This window comes from Adlercreutzia aquisgranensis, from assembly GCF_943193145.1.
Taxonomy (GTDB): Bacteria; Actinomycetota; Coriobacteriia; order Coriobacteriales; family Eggerthellaceae; genus Xiamenia; species Xiamenia aquisgranensis.
The window spans coordinates 1-22,503 of the sequence record NZ_CALPDA010000008.1; the positions used below are offsets into that span (position 1 = coordinate 1).

The 22,503-nt window shown below is 63.5% G+C and carries 16 protein-coding genes, 1 tRNA gene and 1 riboswitch; of the genes, 4 read left to right on the top strand and 13 right to left on the bottom strand.

Features of this window, described 5'->3' with window-relative positions; all coding sequences use genetic code 11:
* The first annotated feature begins 376 nt into the window (after window positions 1-376).
* The 3 genes from NFR41_RS05875 (at window position 377) to NFR41_RS05885 (ending at window position 5,281) form a co-directional block, all read left to right on the top strand.
* On the top strand, window positions 377-2,893 hold the full coding sequence (locus tag NFR41_RS05875; RefSeq protein WP_251231089.1) for a molybdopterin-containing oxidoreductase family protein: 2,517 nt from the start codon (window positions 377-379) through the stop codon (window positions 2,891-2,893).
* Window positions 2,894-2,908: 15 nt separating this feature from the next.
* Window positions 2,909-3,508 (top strand): 4Fe-4S dicluster domain-containing protein, encoded by a 600-nt coding sequence (locus tag NFR41_RS05880; RefSeq protein ID WP_251231090.1) that lies wholly within the window; start codon window positions 2,909-2,911, stop codon window positions 3,506-3,508.
* Between the two features lie 10 nt (window positions 3,509-3,518).
* A riboswitch (Lysine riboswitch) is annotated at window positions 3,519-3,691 on the top strand.
* 60 nt (window positions 3,692-3,751) lie between these two features.
* Window positions 3,752-5,281, top strand: a complete 1,530-nt coding sequence (locus tag NFR41_RS05885; protein WP_160213876.1) for a Na+/H+ antiporter NhaC family protein — start codon at window positions 3,752-3,754, stop codon at window positions 5,279-5,281.
* A gap of 197 nt (window positions 5,282-5,478) precedes the next feature.
* Here the strand turns inward: NFR41_RS05885 and NFR41_RS05890 are convergent, their stop codons facing one another.
* From NFR41_RS05890 to NFR41_RS05945, 12 genes are all read right to left on the bottom strand, one after another.
* Window positions 5,479-5,664 (bottom strand): type II toxin -antitoxin system TacA 1-like antitoxin, encoded by a 186-nt coding sequence (locus NFR41_RS05890; RefSeq protein WP_251231091.1) that lies wholly within the window; start codon window positions 5,662-5,664, stop codon window positions 5,479-5,481.
* 85 nt (window positions 5,665-5,749) lie between these two features.
* Window positions 5,750-7,396: a putative ABC transporter permease subunit gene (locus NFR41_RS05895; protein WP_251231092.1), complete on the bottom strand. Its 1,647-nt coding sequence runs from the start codon at window positions 7,394-7,396 to the stop codon at window positions 5,750-5,752.
* Window positions 7,389-8,141, bottom strand: coding sequence for an ABC transporter ATP-binding protein (locus NFR41_RS05900; RefSeq protein WP_251231093.1), 753 nt, complete (start codon window positions 8,139-8,141; stop codon window positions 7,389-7,391). Before NFR41_RS05900 ends, NFR41_RS05895 begins: the two co-directional genes overlap by 8 nt.
* A gap of 253 nt (window positions 8,142-8,394) precedes the next feature.
* Window positions 8,395-10,359 (bottom strand): lysine--tRNA ligase, encoded by a 1,965-nt coding sequence (lysS, locus tag NFR41_RS05905; protein WP_251231094.1) that lies wholly within the window; start codon window positions 10,357-10,359, stop codon window positions 8,395-8,397.
* Between the two features lie 201 nt (window positions 10,360-10,560).
* The gene (greA, locus tag NFR41_RS05910) at window positions 10,561-11,037 is read right to left on the bottom strand and encodes a transcription elongation factor GreA (protein WP_160213885.1); all 477 of its coding nucleotides are present in this window, start codon (window positions 11,035-11,037) and stop codon (window positions 10,561-10,563) included.
* A 144-nt stretch (window positions 11,038-11,181) separates the two neighbouring features.
* Window positions 11,182-11,472, bottom strand: coding sequence for a twin-arginine translocase TatA/TatE family subunit (gene tatA / locus NFR41_RS05915; protein ID WP_160213887.1), 291 nt, complete (start codon window positions 11,470-11,472; stop codon window positions 11,182-11,184).
* A 132-nt stretch (window positions 11,473-11,604) separates the two neighbouring features.
* Window positions 11,605-11,681: transfer RNA gene (locus NFR41_RS05920), tRNA-Pro, on the bottom strand.
* 588 nt (window positions 11,682-12,269) lie between these two features.
* Window positions 12,270-13,112, bottom strand: coding sequence for a phosphate ABC transporter ATP-binding protein PstB (gene pstB, locus NFR41_RS05925; protein ID WP_432762695.1), 843 nt, complete (start codon window positions 13,110-13,112; stop codon window positions 12,270-12,272).
* Window positions 13,113-13,946: a phosphate ABC transporter permease PstA gene (gene pstA, locus NFR41_RS05930; RefSeq protein ID WP_251231095.1), complete on the bottom strand. Its 834-nt coding sequence runs from the start codon at window positions 13,944-13,946 to the stop codon at window positions 13,113-13,115.
* A complete protein-coding gene (pstC, locus tag NFR41_RS05935) occupies window positions 13,943-14,767 on the bottom strand; it encodes a phosphate ABC transporter permease subunit PstC (protein WP_251231096.1) in 825 nt (274 codons plus the stop codon). The genes pstA and pstC overlap by 4 nt, the downstream gene beginning before the upstream one ends.
* 40 nt (window positions 14,768-14,807) lie before the next feature.
* Window positions 14,808-15,788, bottom strand: coding sequence for a substrate-binding domain-containing protein (locus NFR41_RS05940; protein WP_349665471.1), 981 nt, complete (start codon window positions 15,786-15,788; stop codon window positions 14,808-14,810).
* A gap of 446 nt (window positions 15,789-16,234) precedes the next feature.
* Window positions 16,235-16,765 (bottom strand): GNAT family N-acetyltransferase, encoded by a 531-nt coding sequence (locus NFR41_RS05945; RefSeq protein WP_251231098.1) that lies wholly within the window; start codon window positions 16,763-16,765, stop codon window positions 16,235-16,237.
* 543 nt (window positions 16,766-17,308) lie between these two features.
* Between NFR41_RS05945 and frc the strand changes: the two genes are divergently transcribed.
* Complete coding sequence (gene frc / locus NFR41_RS05950) at window positions 17,309-18,634, top strand: formyl-CoA transferase (protein WP_251231099.1); 1,326 nt, start codon at window positions 17,309-17,311, stop codon at window positions 18,632-18,634.
* 228 nt (window positions 18,635-18,862) lie between these two features.
* Here frc and nifJ read toward each other — a convergent pair whose 3' ends face one another.
* On the bottom strand, window positions 18,863-22,486 hold the full coding sequence (gene nifJ, locus NFR41_RS05955; protein ID WP_251231100.1) for a pyruvate:ferredoxin (flavodoxin) oxidoreductase: 3,624 nt from the start codon (window positions 22,484-22,486) through the stop codon (window positions 18,863-18,865).
* Between the last annotated feature and the right edge of the window lie 17 nt (window positions 22,487-22,503).

Sequence of the window (22,503 nt, forward strand, 5' to 3'; positions counted from 1 at the left end):
CCCCCGCATCGTAAAGCGGCCTTCCTGACATAAAGAAGCCTCCCATTTCTCTTGTCCAAGAAATGGGAGGCAGTTCAATCTTGCGGGCGCTTTCCTTTTCTCGCCCGGCATCCTTCGCCGCCAAGCCGCATCGGACCGAAGGTCGCCTCGCCCCTTCCCCCGCACCGCAGCCGCGTCCGCCCGGCACCGCCGCCCGACAAGAGACGGGACTGTCTGATCCGAGGCCGCCTCGGACAGCGCCGGTCTCCCGGACGCCTTTTCGGGACAGGAAAGACGAGAATCGGGCGAAACGGAACTTTGAGCGCCCGCGAACCCCTCCCACAATGATGTAGCCGAGCCGTTTCCGCTCGGCTACATCGCAAGAGAAGGGGGAAAGATGGAGAAGACCACCGATGCCGCTGCCCGGCATGAAGGCAGCAGGTCCCTGGGCCGCCGCGCCTTCCTGAAGGGCGCCGCGCTGACCGCAGGACTGGCCGCCGTGACCGGCGTCGGCTGCAGCCCGAGCCAGCCGCAGCCGACAGACGACGCGCCCAAGAAGCCCGAAGCCGACGCGCAGCCCGCGAAACCCGTCAAGCAGGCGCCTCCCGAGGAGGTGTACCAGGGCATCTGCCGTGGCAACTGCGGCGGCGGCTGCATCATGAACGTGCACGTGCGCGAGGGCAAGATCGTGAAGACCTCCGCCATCCACCAGGAAGACGACCTAGACACCCGCATCTGCCAGCGCGGCCTCACCCATCCGCAGCGCGTCTACGCGCCCGAGCGGCTGCAGTACCCGCTGCGCCGCGTGGAGGGCACAGCGCGCGGAGCCGGCGAATGGGAGCGCATCAGCTGGGACGAGGCCATCACCTACATCACCGACAAGTGGAAGGGCTACATCGAGGAGGTGGGGCCGCAGTCCATCGGCGTGTTCTGGGGAGCAGGCACCTACTCCTACAACTACATGGTGTGGAACCGCCTGGTCAATCTCATGGGGCTGACCCACATAGAAGCCGGCTACGACATGGCGGCCCTCAACCAGGGTTGGCGCATGTACGGCATGTCCCAGTACCTCATCGGCAACCACGGCAACGACGTGGTGGACTCCAAGTACATCTTCACCTGGGCCCACGACGCCACCATCGCCGGCCAGTGCCGCTGGGCCTACTACCAGGAGGCCATGAAGCGCGGCGCGAAGCTCATCGTCATCGACCCGGTGTACACCGGCGCCGCCCAGAAGGCCGACCTGTGGGTGCCCATCAAGCCCGCCACCGACGGCGCGCTTGCCCTGGGCATGATGCACGTCATCTTCGAGGAAGGGCTCACCGACGATGCGGCCATGGCCCGCGCGACGAGCGCGCCCTACCTGGTGAAGGCCGACGACAACAAGATCCTGCGCATGAGCGACCTGGGCGTGGAGCCTACGGAGGGCCCGATCAACCCCATGACCGGACAGCCCACCCTCGTGGACCCCATGGTGTTCATGGCCGCCGACGGCACCACGGGCACTCCCGAGGAGATCGCCGACCCGGTCATCCACGGCACCTTCGAGGTGAACGGCATCTCCGTGACCACGGCCCTCGACCTGCTGGTGGAGCGTGCGAGCGAGTGGACTCCCGAGCGCACCGAGGAAGTGACCGAGGTGCCCGCAGACACCGTGCGGGAGCTCGCCCGCATGTTCGCCGAGGGACCGACCAACCTCAACGTGGGATTCGGCAACGACCACTGGAGCAACGGCCGGTCCATCACCATGTGCCAGCTGACGCTTCCGCTGATCACCGACCAGTTCGGCAAGAAGGGCGCGGGCGTGGGAGGCACCCAGGGCGCTTCCACTTCCGGCTGGGCGGAGGCCAACCTTGGCGGGCTGCTCTTCCCTCCGGGAGCCGTGGGCGGCCTGCAGTTCCCCATCAACTACCTGCCCGAGATCATGGAGACGGGCATGTACGGCGAGATGCCCTTCCCGGTGAAGTGCGTGGTCAACGTGGCCTCGAACCTGCTCGGCTGCGCCCCCGACCGCAACGCCTTGACCGCCGCCTTGGACAAGGTGGAGCTCGTTGTGAACGTCGACCAGGTGATGAACGACATGTCCCGCTACTCCGACGTCGTCTTGCCGGTGCCGCACTGGTTCGAGTTCGAGACCATCTCCAGCTGCCCGGGCAAGTGGGCCGACCTGAACGAAGCGGCTATCCCGGCCCAGTTCGAGTGCAAGGAAGACGTGGAGATTGCCGCGCTGCTGGGCCAGGCTATGGGCATCGAGCAGATGAACATCACCCCCGAGGACTTCTACCGCACGCTGCTGGACACCGACGCCCTGCGCGCCCGAGGCATCACCCTTGAGACCCTGCGCGAGAAGAAACGCATCAAGGCCTTCGACGACCAGTGGCTCTACGGCTCTCCCGAAGCCCCCTTCGTCACCGCAACGGGCCGCGCGGAGTTCTTCCTGGAGGACGTGGCCCCGCAGTTCCCGCTGATGGGATACCCGGTGGACGCGAAGCTCAACAGCCTTCCCCACTACGAGGAGCCGCTGGAGGCCTACGACGGCAACCCGCTGCGCGAAAAGTACCCGCTGACCATATGGAGCCATCGCGACAAGTTCAAGGTACACTCCACCTTCGCCGTGAATCCCATCTTAAACGAGATCGAGCCCGAGCCCACGGTGGAGCTGAACCCCGCCGACGCCAAGGAGCGCAACATCGCCGACGGCGACATGGTGTGCGTGTTCAACGACCGTGGAGAGGTGACCATGAAGGCCTACCTGGACGCGTCGATGCGACCGGGCTGCGTGTGGACCGAGCACGTGTGGCTGCAGGAGCAGTACGCCTCCGGCCATCTCATGGAGATAACGAGCCATGCGACAAGGGACGTGTGGATCGGAAACCAGCCCTTCGACACCCTGGTCCAGATCGAGAAGCTGTAAGGAGGAGCGACGAACATGACTCGATTCGCAATGGTCATCGACCTGAATACCTGCATCGGCTGCCACGCCTGCTCGGTGGCCTGCAAGGTGAACAACAACCTGCCCGTGGACCTGTGGTACAACCGCGTACTCACCGACGGCAGCGCCTACATGGACACGGCAAGCGGCACCTATCCCAACGACGTGCACCGCGAGCACATCCCCATGACCTGCCAGCACTGCAGCAACGCCCCCTGCGCCACCGTGTGCCCCACCGGCGCCACGTCCATCCTTGAGAACGGCGTGGTGGCCGTGGACGCCGAGCAGTGCATCGGCTGCGGCAGCTGCATCGAGGCCTGCCCCTACGACGTGCGCACCCTCATCAAGGAGGAGCCGAAGTTCGTCATGGACTTCGCCCTGGGCGATTGGGACGCGCCCGAGCACAAGGCCGGCGTGGTGGAGAAGTGCACGTTCTGCCAGAACCGCGTCGAGCGCGGAGAAGTGCCCGCACGCCCGCTAACCGCGGCTTCGCGCGCAACCGCCAGCTCTGACGACGCCCCCAGCATCGGCGCCCCAGGGCCAGCGCGCCGATTAATTGTTACACCTGCACTCATCGCCAGCCCCCTTGTGCTATGATTCGCCCGTTGTGCATGGTAGAGGCGCGGTCGCCATCAGTACCTTCCGGAAACGCGCTCGAGCGGCGCGGGGGCGAAAGGGTCGGCCGCCGAAGGGTTCGCGCACGCTCGAAGGCGCGGATGCCTGGGGTGCAGCCATAACAGGCTGCGCACTGTCGCTTGAATGCGGAGAGCTGCCTGTGAACGCGCGCCAACGCCCTTGACGCGCCTCCACGGCCCCAAGCTTTTCGCGGAAAGGAAGGACGTGGAATTCGTCAACACTGCCTGGGCATTGGTCCCGGCCCTGGGCGCCATCATCCTGGCCCTGGTGACCAAGGAGGTCTACGTGTCGCTCTTCGTGGGCGTGCTCGTGGGCGCGCTCCTGGTCTCGGGCTTCGACCCGGTGGCCACCTTGGACGCCATCATCGGCGACGGCTTCATCCCCGCGGTGGCCGACAACGCCGGCATCTTCATCTTCCTGGTCATCCTGGGCATCCTGGTGGCCCTGCTCAACCGCACCGGCGGCGCTGCCGCCTTCGGCAAGTGGGCCGCCAAGCACGTGAAGAGCCGCGTGGGCACCGAGTTCGCCACGTTTCTGCTGGGCGTGCTCATCTTCGTGGACGACTACTTCAACTGCCTTACCGTCGGCTCGGTCATGCGCCCCATCACCGACAGTAAGAACGTCTCCCGCGCCAAGCTGGCCTTCATCATCGACGCCACCGCAGCTCCCATCTGCATGATCGCGCCGGTGTCCTCCTGGGCGGCGGCGGTGTCGGGCGTGGCGGAGGATTTGGGCGTGAACGGCATCGAGCTGTTCATCCAGGCCATCCCCTTCAACTTCTACTCGCTGCTCATGATCGTGTTCGTGATCGGGCTCATCTTCCTGAACTTCGACTACGGCCCCATGGCCAAGGCCGAGCTTGCGGCCTATCGCGACGGCGACCTGGACAGCCTTGACACCGAGGAGCCCGAGACCAACACCAAGGCCTCCGTGGCCGACATGATCATTCCCATCCTGGTGCTCATCGTCTGCTGCATCGTGGGCATGCTCTACGTGGGCGGCTTCTTCGGCGGCGAGACCGACGGCGACATCATCGGCGCCTTCGGCAACACCGACGCCTTCGTGGCGCTGCCCTGGGGCTCGCTCATCGCGCTGGTGTTCGCGTTCATCTACTTCATCGCCCGCCGCCTGGTGAAGCTCTCCGAAGCCTCCGAGGCCTTCGTGAGCGGCTTCAACGCCATGGTGCCCGCCATCCTGGTGCTCACCTTCGCCGTGGCCCTGAAGAACATGACCGGCCTTCTGGGCGCCGACGTGTTCGTGGCAACCCTCATGGAGAACGCGGCTCCGGGGCTCTTCAACCTGCTGCCCGCCGTCATCTTCCTGGTGGCCGTGTTCCTGGCGTTCTCCACCGGCACCAGCTGGGGCACCTTCGGTATCCTCATCCCCATCGTGATGCCCATCTTCGCCAACGACCCCACGCTGCTGACCATCGGCATCTCCGCCTGCCTGGCCGGCGCCGTGGCCGGCGACCACTGCTCGCCCATCTCCGACACCACGGTCATGTCCTCGGCTGGCGCCGACATGCCCCACGTGGACCACGTGAACACCCAGCTGCCCTACGTCATGACCATGGCCGCGGTGTCCTTCGTGATGTTCGCCATAGCGGGCTTCGTGCAAAACGCCCTCATCTGCCTGCCACTGGGCATCGTGCTGACGCTGGTGGTGCTGGTGGTGCTCAAGAAGACCATCGGCCAGAGCGTGAAGGACATCACCCCCGCCAAGCCTGCCGCGTAAGAGCTCTCGCTCCCACACCCGCAAAGGCAACCCCCAAGCGGCGCCCCTTCGACAAGGGGCGCCGCTCTTTTTGTAGCGGGTCGCTGCGAGCACGCACCAACAAACATGGAGGCGGCCAAGCGCAAGCAAGCACTGGCCCAACTGAGAAATCCTCAGCGGGGCCGGGGCTTTCCGGCAACGTTGCGGCAAGGAACGCGCTAGCCAGCCGCTGCCAGGACGCGGGCGGCTTTCTCCACGGCGGCCTCTCGCATGAACTCGGATTTCTTGACGCCCGAGATGCGCGCCGCCCGCCCTATCATCTGAGCCGCAGATTCCGGGCATTTGAACGAGAGGTTCGCATTGGGCTCGCCAGACAGCCGGGGGCGGCCAGCGCGAACCGCCACAGGGCTGCCGCCCCAGGCGCCGTCCTCCCATTCGCGGGCGCGACAGGCGAAAGACCGCCTATCGACGCGCCCCGCTTCGCACAGGCTAGTCCCCTAGCGGCATGCGGAAGGCTGTGCGGGCGATTGCGGCGGCGGCTGCAAGCGCCACGGCTGACACGGCTGCGGACACCAGCGCGGCATCGACGGCGCCTCCTGCCAGAACGGTGCAGGCGCAGGACGCCGCCAGGCCCGCGATGGACAGCGCGATGCCGCCGAGCAGGGAGGCCATCACCGGGACCGAGCGCTTCACCACTTCGTAGGCGCTCTTCCAGCCGTAGTTGGGCATGCGGGCGTTGAGCAAAGCCCCCAAGCAGGCCGAAAAGCACGTAACCGCAGCCGGCACCAGCAGAAACAACGCAGCGTTTGCAGGAGGCACGCGAAGGCCCGCCGCCGCGAGAGCAGCGCCCGTCAAAATGGGAGCGCCTGCGAACAGCAGGTTCGCCAATACCTTCGACCCAAGCACCACCGAGGTCGGCTGCGGGACGGTCTCCATGATCCAGCGGGCGCTGCCCTCAAGCGACACCGAGCAGGAGCTGGTAACACCGGTGGCAGCGCAGAAGGCGAAGGCCCAGGGAAGCCCGGCCGCGGCAAGGCCTTCGAGGGTGACGGAGCCAAGCGCGCCCGCGCCGGCAGGCAGGCTCTCTGCAACAGTCGACAAAAGGGAGGGACCCGCCACGAAGCACGCGCATCCTACAGCGAAACCCAGCACAGGCCCGATGCCCATATTCATAAGGTAGATGGGCGTGGACAGCACCAGCCTCAGCTCCTTTTCCACAAGCGCCCGCACGGGATTGCGGGGCTGCTGCCCGAACGTTGCCCGACGGCCGCGCGACGAAGCGGGGGACGAGACGGCGGCGTTGAGCCGCTCGAAGAAGCGCGACACCACGGCGACGCAGAGAACGGCGCAGGCCACCGATGCCGCAGCGAACAACGCAAGGGCGAGCGGCTGCCCTTGGATAACCGCCGCCTGCACCCAGCCCGCGGGAAGCCACAGCCCGCTCGCAAACGCAGCGAAGGACGCCACCGCCTGCCCTAGAGCCGCCTGGGCGTCGCCTCCAAGCGCAGACGACGGCTGGGAGAGCCCTCCCATCGCCACCACCAGCGCCACCACCAGGACAAGCCCTGCGATGCCTGCAACCGCTTGGGCATGGCGCATCCGCGAAGCCACCAGCGACACCAGGAAGGCGACGGCCACGGCCAAGGCCAGGGGAATCGCCGGCACGAGCACCATGGAGAGCAGTGCCGCCAGCCAACCGGCGACGCCCACGCCAGCGGCGGGCAAGCTGGCAACATAGAGCGGCACCATGAGCACCGCGCACAGCAGCGCCGCCATAGCGTAGAGCGACGCCAGCCGGGACAGCACCACCTGCCATGTGGGAACCGGAAGCGCCATGACCGTGTCGTAATCCTTGAAGCCGAAAAGGGCCCCGCCGGCCTTCAACAGCGATGCCGCAGCTGCGGCGCAGGACCCCGCGAACACGGCGAAGGACGGCACCGACGAGGCCGCCCCCACCGACGCCATGGCTGCGCCCGTCGCATAGCAGTACACCGCCATCACCACGCCCACCAGCACGAACAACAGCGCCATGCCCGCCAAGGTCATACGCCGGCGAACATCGGTGCTGCGGATCGCCGCGTTGAGGCCGAAGGCGCCCAGGGCCTGGACGCGCAAGAGCGCCGCAAGCTTAGCCACGGCCCTCACCCCCTTCACGAGCCAGGCTCAGGAACACCGACTCCAGGGACTCGTCGCCGCACACGGACTCGGTCGCCCCCGCGCGCACGATGACGCCGTTCTGGATGATGGCCACCTCGTCGCAGAGCTTCTCCACCACCTCCAGCACGTGGCTGCTGAAGAAGATGGCGCTGCCGCTGCGGGCAAGCTCCCCCATGATCTGCTTCAGGTCGAAGGCCGCCTGCGGGTCGAGCCCCACGAAAGGCTCGTCGAGCACCAGCAGCTTCGGGTCGTGCATAAGGGCGCCGATCAGCACCAGCTTCTGCCGCATGCCGTGGGAGTAGGCGCTCACGAGCTCGCTCAAGCGCCCGGTAAGCCCCAGGCGGTCGCTGTAGCTGCGAATTCGCCGCTCGCGCACGGCCTTCCCGACACCGAACATGTCGGCCATGAACGAGAGGTACTGCCCGCCCGTCAGGTAATCGTACACGTCCGGGTTGTCCGGTACGTAGGCGACAACGGCCTTGCACCGCACGGGATGCTCGGTCACGGACATGCCGTCGATGAGGATCTGGCCGCCGTCGAAGCGCTGCGCCCCCACGATGGAGCGAATCAGAGTGCTCTTCCCCGCCCCGTTGGGACCCACGAATCCGAAGATGCGCCCGGGCATCACCTCAAGCGACAGGTCGTCGATCACCTTCTTGCGCCCGTAGCTCTTGGAAAAGCCCCGCACCTCCAGCATGGGTGCATTCGCGCATGCGTCGTCCATAGCGTCCTCCTTTGTTCCATCTGATATAGTTCATATATAACAGATTAGCGCAAAGGAAGCGCCGCCGCAAGGGCCCGCAACCCATCAACCCCATCGGCGCCGAAAAACGAGAAGACACCTCCATGGGCGAGGGCGGAGCGACGAAGGAATGCGGCGGCTCGAAATGAGGGAGGCAGCTAAGAGCATGGCAAACGAAGGCGGCCCGCGCCGAAATGACGCGGGCCGCCTTACGGAAAGGCTTTAGCAGCGCTGGCTAGTACAGCTTGGCGCCGGCGGGAATCTTCGGGTCCACCATGAGCAGGTTCAATCGCTCCTGGGGCTGCCCGTCCTCGCCCGGTTCCTCGTGGATGGCGGACAGCAGCATACCGCAGGAGTCGATGCCCATCATCTTGCGCGGCGGCAGGTTCGTGATGGCGATGAGCGTGCGGCCAACCAATTCTTCGGGCTTGTAGTAGGCGTGGATGCCCGACAGGATGACGCGGTCGACGCCGGTGCCGTCGTCCAGCACGAACTTGAGCAGCTTCTTCGACTTGGGCACCGCCTCGCACGCCTTCACCTTCACCGCGCGGAAGTCGGACTTGCTGAAGGTGTCGAAATCCACTTCGTCGGCGAACAGCGGCTCCACGATTACCTTCGAGAAGTCGATAGCGCCCGCGCTCTGTGCAGGCTCGGCAGCCCCCGCAGCAGGCGCCGCAGTCGGGGCAGCCCCCTTCCCCGCCGCCGGCGCCTCGTCGCGCATGTGGGGGAACAGCAGCACGTCGCGGATGGAGGGAGCGTCGGCCAGCAGCATGACCAAACGGTCGATGCCGATGCCCACGCCGCCGGCCGGCGGCATGCCGTACTCCAGCGCGCGGATGTAGTCGGCGTCGAAGCCCATGGCCTCGTCGTCGCCCATGTCCTTGGCCTTCACCTGGGCCCAGAACCGCTCGGCCTGGTCCACCGGGTCGTTGAGCTCGCTGAAGGCGTTGGCGTACTCGTGTCCCATGATGAACAGCTCGAAGCGGCTGGTGAGCTCGGGGTTTTCCGGTTTTTTCTTCGCCAGGGGCGAAATCTCCAGCGGATGGTCCACCACGAAGGTGGGCTGGATCAGCTTCTCCTCCGCCACAGCTTCGAAGATCTCGGAGATGAGCTTGCCCTTGCCCCAGGCCGCCTCGGCATGGCCTCCGTTCCTTTCCAGGATGGAAACCAGCTCGTCGCGGCTGCGCTCGAAGGACACCTCTTCGCCGGCGCCTTCGCTGGCCAGCTCCATCATGGAGGCCACGCGCCACTGGCCCGACAGGTCGATCCGGGTTCCCTGGTAGGTAATCTGCAGCGTTCCGTTGGCAGCCAGGCATGCGTCTTGGATGAGTCCGCGCGTAAGTTCAATCATGCCGTCCAGGTCGCTGAAGGCGCGATAGGCCTCCAGCGTGGTGAACTCGGGGTTGTGGTAGGCGTCCATGCCCTCGTTGCGGAACTGGCGCCCCATCTCGTAGACGCGCTCGAAACCGCCCACCAGCAAACGCTTCAGCGGCAGCTCCGTGGCGATGCGCAGAAAGTAGTCGCGATCCAGCGCGTTGAAGTGGGTGACGAAGGGCTTGGCGTTGGCGCCGCCCAGGATGGGATGCAGAAACGGCGTCTCCACCTCGTAGTAGCCGTCGGCCTCCATGTAGCGGCGGATGGCGGCCACGATCTTGAAGCGCTTCTCGAAGACGGTCTTCACCTCGGGGTTCATCACCAGGTCAACGTAGCGCTGGCGGTAGCGGGTCTCCTTGTCGGCCAGGCCGTGGAACTTCTCGGGCAGAGGCCGCAGGCTCTTGGACAGCAGGGTGTACGACTCCACCGCAACCGACAGCTGGCCGCGGCGGGTGCGCATCATGGCGCCGCGGGCGCCGATCCAGTCGCCCACGTCTATGTCGCACAGAGCCGCGTAGGCGTCCTCGCCCAGGGCGTTCACGCGGCAGAACAGCTGCATGTCGCCGGTAGCGTCGCGCAGCTCCAGGAAGGCCACTTTGCCCTGCACGCGGCGGGCCATCACGCGACCGGCCACCACCACCTCGTCGTCGGTGGACTCGCCATCGGCCAGGTGCGCGTAGGCGGCGTCCAGGTCGGCAAGATGGTGGCTGTAGGCGAAGGCGTCGCCATAGGGGTTCTGCCCGGCGTCGATGAGCGCCTGGCGCTTGGCCTGGCGGACCTTGATGGGATCGTCCTCTACCACCGACACGATGCTCTCTTCCTGCATCTTCGCTCCTTCATCAACTACGAATCAGACAAGCAGGTCGCCCAGGAGAGCAGTCGAGAACTTTCTTGGCGAGCGCAGATGGCGTGAAAGCGCTGCGAAACGGCCTTCGGACCGCAATCGGGGCTTTAAGTGTCATATGCGCCGCCAGGGAAGGCCTCGGCGGACGACCCGTTCCGTCGGCCGTCGGGTCGACGGAACCCGTTACTTAGCCTGCTCGACCTTCAAGATGGTCATCTCGATGTCGCGGCCGGTGGGGCCGGTGGTGGTCACCTTGTCGCCCTTCTTGTGGCCGAGCAGCGCCGCGCCCACGGGCGATTCGTTGGAGATCTTTCCCTCGTGGGCGTTGGACTCGGCGGCGCCCACGATGGAGAAGACACGCTCGCGGCCGTTCATGTCCACGGTCACGGTGCTTCCGATATGCACGCTGCTGGAGCGCTTGGGGGTGTTCACCACCGTTGCCTCGGCCAAGATATGGGTGATCTCGGCGATGCGGGCCTCCATGAGCCCCTGCTCGTTCTTCGCGTCGTCGTACTCGGAGTTCTCCGAGATGTCGCCGAACTCGCGGGCCACCTTGATGCGCTCGCCCACCTCGGCGCGCTTCTGGGTCTCCAGATAGTGGAGCTCCTCCTCCAGCTTGTCCTTGCCTTCCTGGGTGAGAATGTAGCTGCTATCCGCCATGGTTCAAACTCCTTGCCCGGCTGCCGGCCGGCGCTTCTGGGGTTCGGCGACCGACGCCGACCCGATGGTCATCCAAACATAAAACAAGCGGCACGGAAAGGGCCTCGCCCTGCTTCCGCGCCGCTAGCAATCATGAGTTAACGGCTACTCGGCCTTCTTCTTCACCGTCTTCTTCGTGGTGGTGGTCTTCTTAGCGGGAGCCTTCTTGGCGGGCTTCTCCTCTACCTCCTCCACCTCTTCGACCTCGACCTCTTCCTCGTCGTCATCGTCGGCGTCCTCGATTTCCTTGCTGCCGCCGCCCATGCCGTCGCGCAGGTTCTTGACGGTCTTGCCAAGGGCGCTGCCGAGTTTGGGAAGGTTCTTAGGACCGAAGATAAGCAGGATCACCACGAGGATGATAAGAAGCTCAGGAACGCCCATGCCCAAAATTTTCATGCCAAGTCCTCCAAGTGCTCGCCGGGACGGGACGAAGCTGTCGACCCCTCCCCTCCGATCGGCCCATCCGATACGGAGCCCTGATGCAAAAAAGGGATGCACTTCGCGTTCAAAGAACATCCCTTCGTAGCCTGGTCGGGATGACAGGATTTGAACCTGCGGCCTCTGCGTCCCGAACGCAGCGCTCTACCAAGCTGAGCCACATCCCGCTGACTGCCTTCCGACAGCGCAGGCAATCATAGCACATCGTTTGCAGTCGCCTGGGAAAAAAGCAACCTTCCGCGCCGCTTTCACAACCTTCGCGCAACTTGCCGGATATGCGATGCACATGTTAATTTGCGAGGCTAGCTGAACACCACCCCTTTTGAGCATGTCTACCCCCATATTCAGCTGAACAGTTCGGCTGAGTATGAGAATGGCCCTTGCAGGGCCGACGCTGCGGCATGGGGATGCAGTGCGGATCCAACCTGCGGGAAGGGGGCTCGGGCCTTCGAGCGAGCCCCCGAAGACGCTTGCCATCGCGCGCGTGCTCTCCAGCGACGCATCGAACATGTCGTTCAAGCGCCTCGCGGTCTGGCTCGTCGACACTTCGAGGTATTGGGAGTTCTGCTCGACGATGCGCTCGGAGTTCGATCCCATGAAAACGAGTAGCGCGCCCGCCATCACCGCAACGGCTAGTATCGCCGCGATGATCTGGGCACGCAGATCGCTTGGGTGCTTGCCTTTTCAATTCTCGCCAGCTGCCCTTTGACTGCTTTCCGCCGCTATGGAGCGACATCTATTCCTCTAAGCCGCGCTTACCCGAAGCGACCCGACACGTAATCGGCTGTGCGACTGTCCTTTGGATGGGTGAACAGTTCGTCCGTGTCACCCGCCTCCACCATCTCCCCCAAGAGGAAGAACGCGGTCTTCGTGGAGACTCGGAGGGCTTGGAGCATGTTATGCGTGACCATGATCACGGTGTATTTCGATGCGAACTCGGTGACCAGATCCTCGATCTTCGCCGTCGAGATCGGGTCGAGCGCGCTTGTGGACTCGTCGAGCAGCAGGACCTCTGGTTGCACTGCTAGCGCACGTGCGATGCACAAGCGCTGTTGCTGGCCGCCTGAGAGCCCAAGGGCGCTCTTCTTCAAACGATCTTTGACCTCGTCCCAGATAGCGGCGTCACGAAGCGACTGCTCAACGATCACATCGAGCTCCGCTTTGCCCTTGATGCCATGGGTGCGCGGGCCGAAGGCGATGTTGTCGTATATGCTCATGGGGAATGGATTGGGCTGCTGGAACACCATGCCCACTCGACGACGGAGGTCATTGACCGGCACATCGCGATAGATATCGTCGCCATCCAAGGAGACGAGCCCGTCCACGCGACAGCCGTCCACCAGGTCATTCATGCGGTTCAAGGCCTTGAGCAAGGTTGACTTGCCGCATCCCGAAGGCCCGATCAGTGCCGTGACCTCGTTCTTCGGGAAGTCAAGCGTGACGCCTTTGAGCGCTTGGAACTCCCCGTAGAACAGGTCGAGTTCCTCTACCCCCATCTTCGTCTCAGATGTGACAGGCAGCGACGGCGCGATCCGCGCATCCTGTTTTATCTCTTGCATCATAAGCCTCTCCTCTGGTGCCATGACTGCTTCAATCATCTACATTCCTCTCTTCAGTCTCTTTGCGGCGAAGTTGGCCCCCGTGTTCAAGATCACCACGAGGATCAGGAGCACGACGGCCGTCGCATAGGCCTCGTCCATGTGAAGGCCCTCGCTTGCGAGGACGTACATATGGACCGCAAGCGTCCTGCACGAATCGAATAGTGCAAATATCCCTTGACCGCCGAAGTCGGGAATCTGAGCCACGGTGCCAGCGGTGAAAAGAAGCGCTGCGACCTCTCCGACACATCGCCCCAGAGCGAGGAGCACGCCGCCCACGATGCCCGGAAGCGCGCTTGGCAGCACGCAGCGGAAGATCGTCCTGACATGGCCTGCCCCCAAGGCGAAGCCGCCTTGCTTGTAGGATTCGGGGACCGCCAGCAGCGCCTCTTCTGTGGTGCGCATGACGACGGGAAGAACCATGATGGCGAGCGTGCATGCGCCCGACATGAGGGAGAGCCCCCACCCGAGCATGGTCGTGAAGAAGAGCAGCCCGAACAGTCCGTAGATGATCGATGGTATGCCCTGAAGCGTCTCAGCCGTCATGCGGACGACTCTCACGAACCTGCTCGTCGATCGCGCGTACTCAACCAGATAGATCGCCGCACCCACACCCGTCGGCACCGCTAGCACCAAAGCGAGCAGGGCCATAAGGATGGTATCAACGAGAGCGGGCATGAGCGAAACGTTCTCGGATGTGTAGGTCCACTCGAACAGGGAGGGCTTGAGATGAGGGATGCCGTTTATAAGGATGTATCCCACGATCCCCGCCAGGACCAGAGCCGTGAGGATGGCTCCCACGTACACGAGAGCGCGCAGAATCTTCAACGTCATCGCTCCTCACCCCGCTTCTTAATGGCGCTGAACAGGAGGCTGATGAGCATGATGAAGACGAACAGCACGACGCCGGTTGCTATGAGGGCGCCCCTGTGGAGGTCGGCGGCATAGCCCATCTCCATAACAATATTCGCGGTCATCGTGCGAACGCCTTCGAAGATGGAGTTCGGTATGACGGGCTGGTTTCCCGCGACCATAACGACCGCCATGGTCTCACCGATCGCACGCCCGACTCCCAGCACAACAGCCGCCATGATTCCCGAGAATGCAGCAGGCACGAGGATGCGGAACACGGCCCGCTCACGGGTTGCGCCCAGGGCAAGGGCCCCCTCGTAGTAGCTTCTCGGAACGGCATCGAGGGCGTTCTTCGCCACGGTGATGACAGTGGGAAGGATCATGATCCCCAGCAGCAGGGATGCTGCCAGAAGCGAAAGGCCCCTGCCAGGCATCGTCGCCCTTATGAAGGGTACGAGCACCATCAACCCGAAGAAGCCATACACGACAGAGGGGATGCCGGCGAGCAGCTCGATGCCCGGCCGCAGAACGGATGCGACCCTGCTGCCCGCAAAGCGCGACAGGTATATCGCCGTCAGGATGCCCGCCGGAACACCGACGAGGATGGCACCGGCGGTCACGTAGATGCTCCCCACGATCATGGGAAAGATGCCGTACATGTCGCTTCCCGGCTTCCAGGTGGTGCCCAGCAGGAACTCGGGGATGCCGATCTGGGCCATCGCCGGAAGCCCGTTGGCGAAGAGGAACACGCATATCAGGGCAACTGCCAGAATCGAGATCGCGGCAGCGAGGGTGAACAGCACCCTCGCAAAGCCTTCTTTCCTTGCAGACTTCGACATATAGCTAGCCGATCACTTCTGCCCACGTGAGCGCTTCGCCGGAAAAGATCGCCTTCACTTGGCCGCTGGTGAGGCTGTCGACGATGGATGCGGGGGCGACGATCACGGCGATTCCGTCCTTGGCGATAGCCGTGGCGCTGACCCCGGACGAAACCTCCGAATCCTTCAGGTCACGCGATGCCATACCGATGTCGCACATGCCCTCGATGGCCATGTTGACGCCGGTGGTGGAGTCGGATTGCTGAACCTCGATGGTTACGTCAGGATTCACGGCCTTATACGCTTCGGCGAGCTTCTCCATGATGGGGGTGACCGAGGAGGACCCCGCGATCACGACTTTGCCACTTGCGCCAGCAGCGGTAAAGGGAGCCGCATTCTCGTCAACGCCTATGTAGCCGTTATCCTCGATGATTGCCTGACCATCGGAGCTCATGATGAAGTCCACGAAGTCCTGTGCCGGTGCGCTGAGGTTCTCGGCGAACACGATGTTGAATGGCCTTGACACCTTGTAGTCGCCGCTCTTCACGTTCTGGGCCGTTGCCTCGATGCCGTCGATCTTGACGGCCTTGACTGTGTCGTTGAGCGATCCCAAGGAGATGTAACCGATGGCATCGGGATCGCTGGCGACAGAGGTCATCATCACCGAGGTGGAGTTCGTGATGGCTGCGGCATCTGTCGTCATGTCCACCTTGTTGCCAGCCGCATCCTTCTCCTCAAGCCCGAACAGCTCTACGAACGCACCGCGCGTGCCTGAACCGTCTTCTCGCGAGTACACAGAAATCTCGCCATTGGCTTGGTTCGCAGACGAGTCGTTGCTTGACGAGTCTGAGCCGTTCGATGCGCAACCGACCGCACTGAGAAGACCCAGGGCGCAAATCGCAACAAGCACTGCGGTCAGGCCCTTTTTGATTAAAGCTTTGCTCATTTCATTTCCTTTCTTTGGATGTGCCTCCTCTTGTGGAGGGAGCCTGAAGAAGAGGCTCATTTGAAAAGATAACAAGAGCCCTTAAAGAGAGTGTCAGGCAATCGCAAAGCTTTTGTAAAGTCTCTCTAGCTCGCGCCGCTCAGCACCTGCGTATTCCTTAGATAAGGCTCGTTTCGCATTCAGACTGAAACGCCGGCAAAACTCTGAACGGAGCCATCTCGCTCATGCTTTCAGGTGGTGGCTTGGTTAGTCGCCCTTTCAGCGCACCTAGCAACCCGCATGCTCGCAGGCACCCGCGCATACGCGCAAGGGCCGCGTTCTCACGCTCCGAAACAAGTATCCTGTCTATCAGCGCATTTATATTCCGATAAAAACGACAAAAGAAAAACCGCAAAGGCTCTGTGACCTCTACGGTTATAGGAGATATATGTTCTATTAAGTGGAGATTCTACTTCTGGTTTCGTGGTGAGAAGTAGCGTTGCATAAGCAGGGTTTTTTTAACTGGCTCAAAGATTTATCAGATATACATATGCTTCCTCGTTATCAAAAGTAAAGCTCCTACAATAATTCCCACCATTTTTCTCGATTGTTTTTATTGAAGCAGCGTTGTCCTTTTCAACTGATAACTGCAACTGTTTCAAACCGTATTTTCTCGCAACCAAACATATTTGTCTTAATATTTCAGTAGCGTACCCTTTTCTTCTTTCTGACGGTCTTACGCTATATCCGCAATTACCAAAATCTTTTAGGAAATCATTTAATTGATATCTCAGATCAACAATGCCAACAATTCTATTATCTGACACCCTAACTGCAAAAAATGTATCTGTTAAAACCCAATTAGGGTCAACAGTCTCCGTACTTGAATTGGCAATAACCTTCTTAAGCCATTCCTCATAAGAAGAAATCTTATCAAATAATTCACTCCCATTGATTATCTGTTCTCCAAAATCAAAATGCTCCTGCCGATATTCAAGCGCTTTATCTTTCAATCCTAAACTCGGCTTTACAAGCCGTATTTCTTCATATGCCATCATTCATTCCTCCACTTTATAAAACCATGATTTCCATGCCATCATAACCGAATAAGATATTATCAAGTTCTTTTCAAGTTCCTAAATGGCGACACGCCAAGGATGACTGCCGCCTCTTTCGCTGTGATAGTCCTGCTCTCCTGCACGTTGATGGGATCTTCCGCGCCTTTCATTGCTCCTCCTTCGTCAGGGGTGCCATGCTATGCAGGATTTGCCCCACTTTCCAGAGGGTTAAAGGCTTTCGAAAGATAGGTTTAGATTCTCGAAATCCCTATTGGGATTCGGCGAATTTACCTGGTGAAACGTAACAAAAGGCCAGTTCGCGAACAATGCACGAGTTGCCGGTTGTGCGGCCTGCCCCGCCCAATCCGAGCAAATGCGAAGATGCCGGTTGCACACCCTGCCCCGCCCGGCCCGAAAGATTACGAAACAGCGCAGGAACGCCAACGGCTGCCCACCAAGCGCCCTAAGCGGCGCCCGAAGCCAAGCCGGCGGGTCTACCATGACCAAAGGTAGCGTCGAACAATCAACCTATGGAGGTGTGCAATGGCTGCTGAGGCAACGAACTACGCTCCGCTTGCGGGGATCAAGGTCATCGACTGGACCCAGGTACAGTCCGGGCCTTCCTGCACGCAGATGCTGGCATGGATGGGCGCCGAGGTCATCAAGCTGGAGAAGGTGCACGGCGGCGACCCCACCCGTTCCGAGATGAACGACGTGGACGGATCGTACTCCCTGTACTTCCTCCAGCTCAACGCCAACAAGAAGTCCGTCACGCTGGACATGAAGGACGACGCCGGCAAGAAGATCCTCACCGACCTTCTGAAGGACGCCGACATCTTCGTCGAGAACATCGGCCCGGGAGACGTGGAGAAGCTGGGATTCGGCTGGGAGCAGGTGCACGCCATCAACCCGAAGTGCATCATGGCCTCACTGAAGGGCTTCAACCAGGGCAGCCGCTTCTCGCACGTGAAGGCCTTCGAGCCCGTGGCCCAGTGCGCCGGCGGCTCGGCCTCCACCACCGGCTGGAACGACGGCACCTACCCGCAGCCCACGCAGTCGGGCGCGGCCCTGGGCGACTCGAACTCCGGCATGCACCTGCTCATCGGCATACTGGCCGCATTGGAGCAGCGTCATAACACCGGCGAGGGCTGCTACGTGTACCAGTCAATGCAAAACGCCGTGCTGAACCTGTGCCGCATCAAGCTGCGCGACCAGCTGATCTTGGACAACCTGGGCGAGCTTTCCTACTACGCCTGCTACCCGGGCTACAAGTGGGGCAAGGCCATCCCCCGCGCCGAGAACGCCGAAGGCGGCCTGGTGCTGGGCTGGTGCTACCGCGCCAAGGGCTGGGAGACCGACCCCAACGCCTACGTCTACATCGTCATCCAGCAGTCGCCGAAGGGCTTCGAGAACTTCTGCAACGCCATGGGCTTCCAGGATTGGCTGACCGACCCGAAGTTCGCCACGGCCAACGCCCGCGACGAGCACAAGGCCGAGGTGTACAAGCGCGTGGAGGAGTACACCATGCAGTACGACAAGTACACCCTGACCAAGGAGCTAGGCGCCAAGGGCGTGCCGGTGGGACCGGTGCTGGACTGGTACGAGATCGAGAACGACCCAGACCTGAACAGCGACGGCACTATCGTGACCATCGACCAGGGCGACGCTCGCGGCAGCTTCAAGACCATCGGCATGCCGTTCACCATGAGCAACTACACGCCAGACTACCAGCGCGCGCCGAAGTTGGGCGAGAACAACGACGAGATCCTGGGCGGGCTGGGGTACACCGCCGACCAGATCGCGCAGCTGAAGGCCCAGGGAGTCATCGGCAGCAACGACGGCGTACCGGCCGACCTGAAGCAGTCCTAAAAGGCGACAGCGCCGGCAAACCGCCAAACCGCAAAACACAAGGAAGGGGCTCCGTTCGGGGCCCCTTTTCGTATGCCGCCGGGCAAGACCCAAGGGGTTCGCGGCAGACCGAGACTCAAGAAGCGAACGGCGAACCGAAGCCCGAAAGCAGGGGAAGGGCCCCGATCGGGGCCCTTCCCCTGCACGGCGCCAGGCAAAAGGCCGCGCAGCATCGTCGCAGGCAGGCGGCTAGCCCTTGTACACCTCCACGGTGCGCACCAGCTCCTCGTGGCCGCGCACCACGTCCTTGGCGAGCTCGCTTTGCAGCAGCGCCGACAGCTCGGGCTCGCGCTCGGCAAGCGAGGCGAAGCGGTTCTGGCCCGAGAGGAACGACGGCAGGGTCTTGTCGGGCACCGTGCAGTCGATGGTGAGCGGGTCGGTACCGGCGGGAGCCGCCGGGTTGAAGCGGTACAGCGGCCAGTAGCCCGTGGCCACGGCGCGCTTCTGCTCACGTACCGCCGCATGCATGCCCTCGCGGATGCCCCAGGAGATGCAGGGGCACAGGGCTATGACGATGGAGGGGCCGTCGTAGGCCTCGGCTTCGCGTAGGGCATCGATGGTCTGCTGCATGTCGGCGCCCAGGCATACGTGGGCCACGTAGACGTAGCCGTACTGCATCATCATGCGGCCCAGGTTCTTCTTGGGCGTAGGCTTGCCGTTCACGGTGAAGCCGGAGACGCTGCCCAGCTGGGTGGCCTTGGACATCTCGCCGCCGGTGTTGGAGTAGCCCTCGGTGTCCAGCACCAGCACGTTGATGTTCTCCTTGCTGGCCAGCACCTCGTCCAGGCCGCCGAAGCCGATGTCGTAGGCCCAGCCGTCGCCGCCTATGCACCACACGCTCTTCTTGGCGAACAGGTCGGCCCGGGCCAAGAGCGCCGAAGGGTAGTCGCTGCCGTCGAAGACGCGCTTGAGCGGGGCGGCGTCGGAAGCCGAGCGGGCGCGGGCCGTCTGGGCGTCGAAGGCCAGCCGCCGCCGCAGCACCTCGCCTATCGCCCGCGAGCGCTCCGGGTCGCCCATGGCGCCCTTCCACTCCCGCAGCAGCGCCGCCGTCTCGCACGCCACGCCGCAACCGTCCGGGTCGGCCAGCGCCTCGTCGACCAGCAGGGAGAGGCCCTCGCGGCGGACGCGGATGCCCCGGGCGATGCCGTAGCCGTACTCGCCGTTGTCCTCGAAAAGCGAGTTTCCCCAAGCAGGGCCGCAGCCGTGCTTGTCCACGGTGTAGGGCATGGCCGGCATGTAGGCACCCCAGATGGAGCTGCAGCCGGTGGCGTTGGCGATGACCAGCCGCGGGCCGAACAGCTGGGTCAGCAGCTTCACGTAAGGGGTCTCCCCGCAGCCACCGCAGCAGCCGGAGAACTCCAGCAGCGGCTGGCGCAGCTGGGTGCCGGGCACGGTGTCGGCCGGCGCTACCTCGTCTTTGAGCGAGACGTTGTTCTGGGCGAACTCCAGGTTCCGTCGCTGTTCGTCAAGCTGGGTGGAAAGTGGCTGCATGACCAGCGCCTTGCCCGGCGCCGGGCAGTTGTCGGCGCACGACCCGCAGCCAACGCAGTCCTGCGGGTACACCTGGATGCGGAAGCTCATGCCGGCAAGGGCGGGCAGCTTGGCCGGGACGGTGTCGTAGCCTTCCGGCCTGTGGGCCAGCTCCTCGTCGGTGGCGACGAAGGGACGGATGGCCGCATGGGGACACACGAACGAGCACTCGTAGCACTGGACGCATTTGAGCGGGTCCCAGCGCGGGATGTCCTGGGCCACGGTGCGCTTCTCGTAGGCGCTCGTACCTGCAGGCACGAAGCCTGCCGGATCCATGGCCGACACCGGAAGCCGATTGCCCTCCAGCCGCTCCATGGGCTCGAACACCTCTTTCAGGTACGCTTCGTCGAGCACCGCGTTCTGGCGCGGGGGCAGTCCTTGCAGCCCTTCGTCGGGCGAGGCCGCTTCCTTGAGCGCGCTGGCCCAGGAATCCGGGTAGCGCACCTCCCGCACCGCGCCCGCTGCCTCGTCGATGGCATCCAGGTCACGCTTCACCGCGTCGGCGCCCTCATGGGCGTACAGCGCGCGCACGGAATTCTTCAGCGCGTCCACGGCCGTCCCGTAGGGCATAAGGTCGGTCAGCTTGAAGAACACCGCCAGCATGATCATGTTGATGCGGTTGCCCAGGCCGTGCTTGGCCGCCAAGCCTGCCGCGTCGACCACGAACAAGCGCGCCCGGCGCTTAGCCAGGGCCGCCTTCAGCGCCGGGGGCAGCTGCCGATCCAGCTCGTCGTCGGTCCACTGCGCGTTCAGCACGAAGGTGCCGCCTTCTTTGAGCTTGTCGGCCATGCGGTAGCCGCGCTTCACGTAAACGGACTTGTTGCACGCCACGTAGTCGGCGTTCTCGATGAGCCAGGGGGCGCGCACCGGTCCGTCGGCCAGGCGCAAATACGATATGGTAAGGCCGCCGGATTTCTTCGAGTCGAACCACGAGTACTCCTGAGCGAAGAGCCCCTTCGCCTCGCCGGCGATCTTTGCCGCCTGCTTGCTGGCCCCCACCGTGCCGTCGGATCCGAACCCGTAGAAGACGTACTGTCGCACGGTGTCGGGCAGGGTGGAAAGCGCGGGGCCCTTGGGCAGCGACAGATGGGTCACGTCGTCGTCGATGCCCACGGTGAAGCGGCGCTTCGGCTGGTCGGCGGCCATGTTGTCGAACACCGCCGCCGCCATGGAGGGGGTGAAGTCCTTCGACGACAGCCCGTAGCGCCCGCCCAGGACCGCGATGGCGCGCCCGCTCTCCTGCACCGCCGAGCACACGTCCAGAAACAGCGGCTCACCCAGGCTTCCCGGCTCCTTCGTGCGGTCAAGGGCGCACACCACCTTCGCCGTAGCAGGGATGGCGTCCATCAGGTGCTCGGCCGAGAAGGGCCGGTACAGGCGCACCTTCACGAGCCCCACCTTGCGACCCTGCGCCGCAAGCGAGCGCACCGCCGCCTCCGCCACGTCGCAGCTGGAGGCCAGGGTCACCACCACGTGCTCCGCATCCGGCGCGCCCACGTAGTCGAACAAGTGGTACTGGCGCCCGCACACCTTCGCCAAGCCGTCCATGTAGCCCTGCACGATGGCGGGCAGACGGTCGTAGCGGGGATTTGCGGCCTCGCGGTTCTGGAAGTAGATGTCGGGGTTCTGGGCGGTGCCGCGGATGCGCGGGTGCTGCGGCTCCAGGGCCTGGTCGCGGAAGGCCTGCACGGCGCCCCAGTCCACCAGGGGCGCTACGGCCTCGGGCGGGACGTCCTCGATGGTGCAGATCTCGTCGGAGGTGCGGAAGCCGTCGAAGAAGTGCACGAAGGGCAGCGACCCCTCGATAGCCGACAGGTGCGCCACCCACGACAGGTCCATGCACTCCTGAACCGAGGCCGACGCCAGCATGGCCACGCCGGTCTGGCGCACCGCCATGACGTCCTGGTGGTCGCCGAAGATGGACAGCGCGTGGGCCGAAAGCGAACGGCTGGTCACGTGCAGCACGCCGGGCAGCAGCTCGCCTGAGAGCTTGTACAGGTTCGGGATCATGAGCATGAGCCCTTGGGATGCCGTGAAGGTGCTGGCCAGGGCGCCGCCGGCCAGGTAGCCGTGCAGGGCGCCGGCCACCCCCTTCTCCGACTGCATCTCCTTGACCGCCACCGTCTGCCCCATGAGGTTGGTCTCGCCCGCCGCCGACCACGACTCCACGGTCTCGGCCATGCGCGATGCCGGCGTGATGGGATAGATGACGGCCGCCTCGGAAAGCGCATAGGCCGCACGTGCTGCGGCCGTCATCCCGTCTACTGTGATCTTGGTTGCCATGATCGGTCCTTCCCTCT

Coding starts and splice junctions, on each gene's coding strand:
- NFR41_RS05875 (WP_251231089.1), top strand. CDS start 377: ATGGAGAAGACCACCGATGCCGCTGCCCGGCATGAAGGCAGCAGGTCC.
- NFR41_RS05880 (WP_251231090.1), top strand. CDS start 2,909: ATGACTCGATTCGCAATGGTCATCGACCTGAATACCTGCATCGGCTGC.
- NFR41_RS05900 (WP_251231093.1), bottom strand. CDS start 8,141: ATGGACGACGCATGCGCGAATGCACCCATGCTGGAGGTGCGGGGCTTT.
- lysS (WP_251231094.1), bottom strand. CDS start 10,359: ATGCAGGAAGAGAGCATCGTGTCGGTGGTAGAGGACGATCCCATCAAG.
- greA (WP_160213885.1), bottom strand. CDS start 11,037: ATGGCGGATAGCAGCTACATTCTCACCCAGGAAGGCAAGGACAAGCTG.
- tatA (WP_160213887.1), bottom strand. CDS start 11,472: ATGAAAATTTTGGGCATGGGCGTTCCTGAGCTTCTTATCATCCTCGTG.
- pstB (WP_432762695.1), bottom strand. CDS start 13,112: ATGATTGAAGCAGTCATGGCACCAGAGGAGAGGCTTATGATGCAAGAG.
- pstA (WP_251231095.1), bottom strand. CDS start 13,946: ATGACGTTGAAGATTCTGCGCGCTCTCGTGTACGTGGGAGCCATCCTC.
- NFR41_RS05940 (WP_349665471.1), bottom strand. CDS start 15,788: ATGAGCCTCTTCTTCAGGCTCCCTCCACAAGAGGAGGCACATCCAAAG.
- NFR41_RS05945 (WP_251231098.1), bottom strand. CDS start 16,765: ATGATGGCATATGAAGAAATACGGCTTGTAAAGCCGAGTTTAGGATTG.
- frc (WP_251231099.1), top strand. CDS start 17,309: ATGGCTGCTGAGGCAACGAACTACGCTCCGCTTGCGGGGATCAAGGTC.
- nifJ (WP_251231100.1), bottom strand. CDS start 22,486: ATGGCAACCAAGATCACAGTAGACGGGATGACGGCCGCAGCACGTGCG.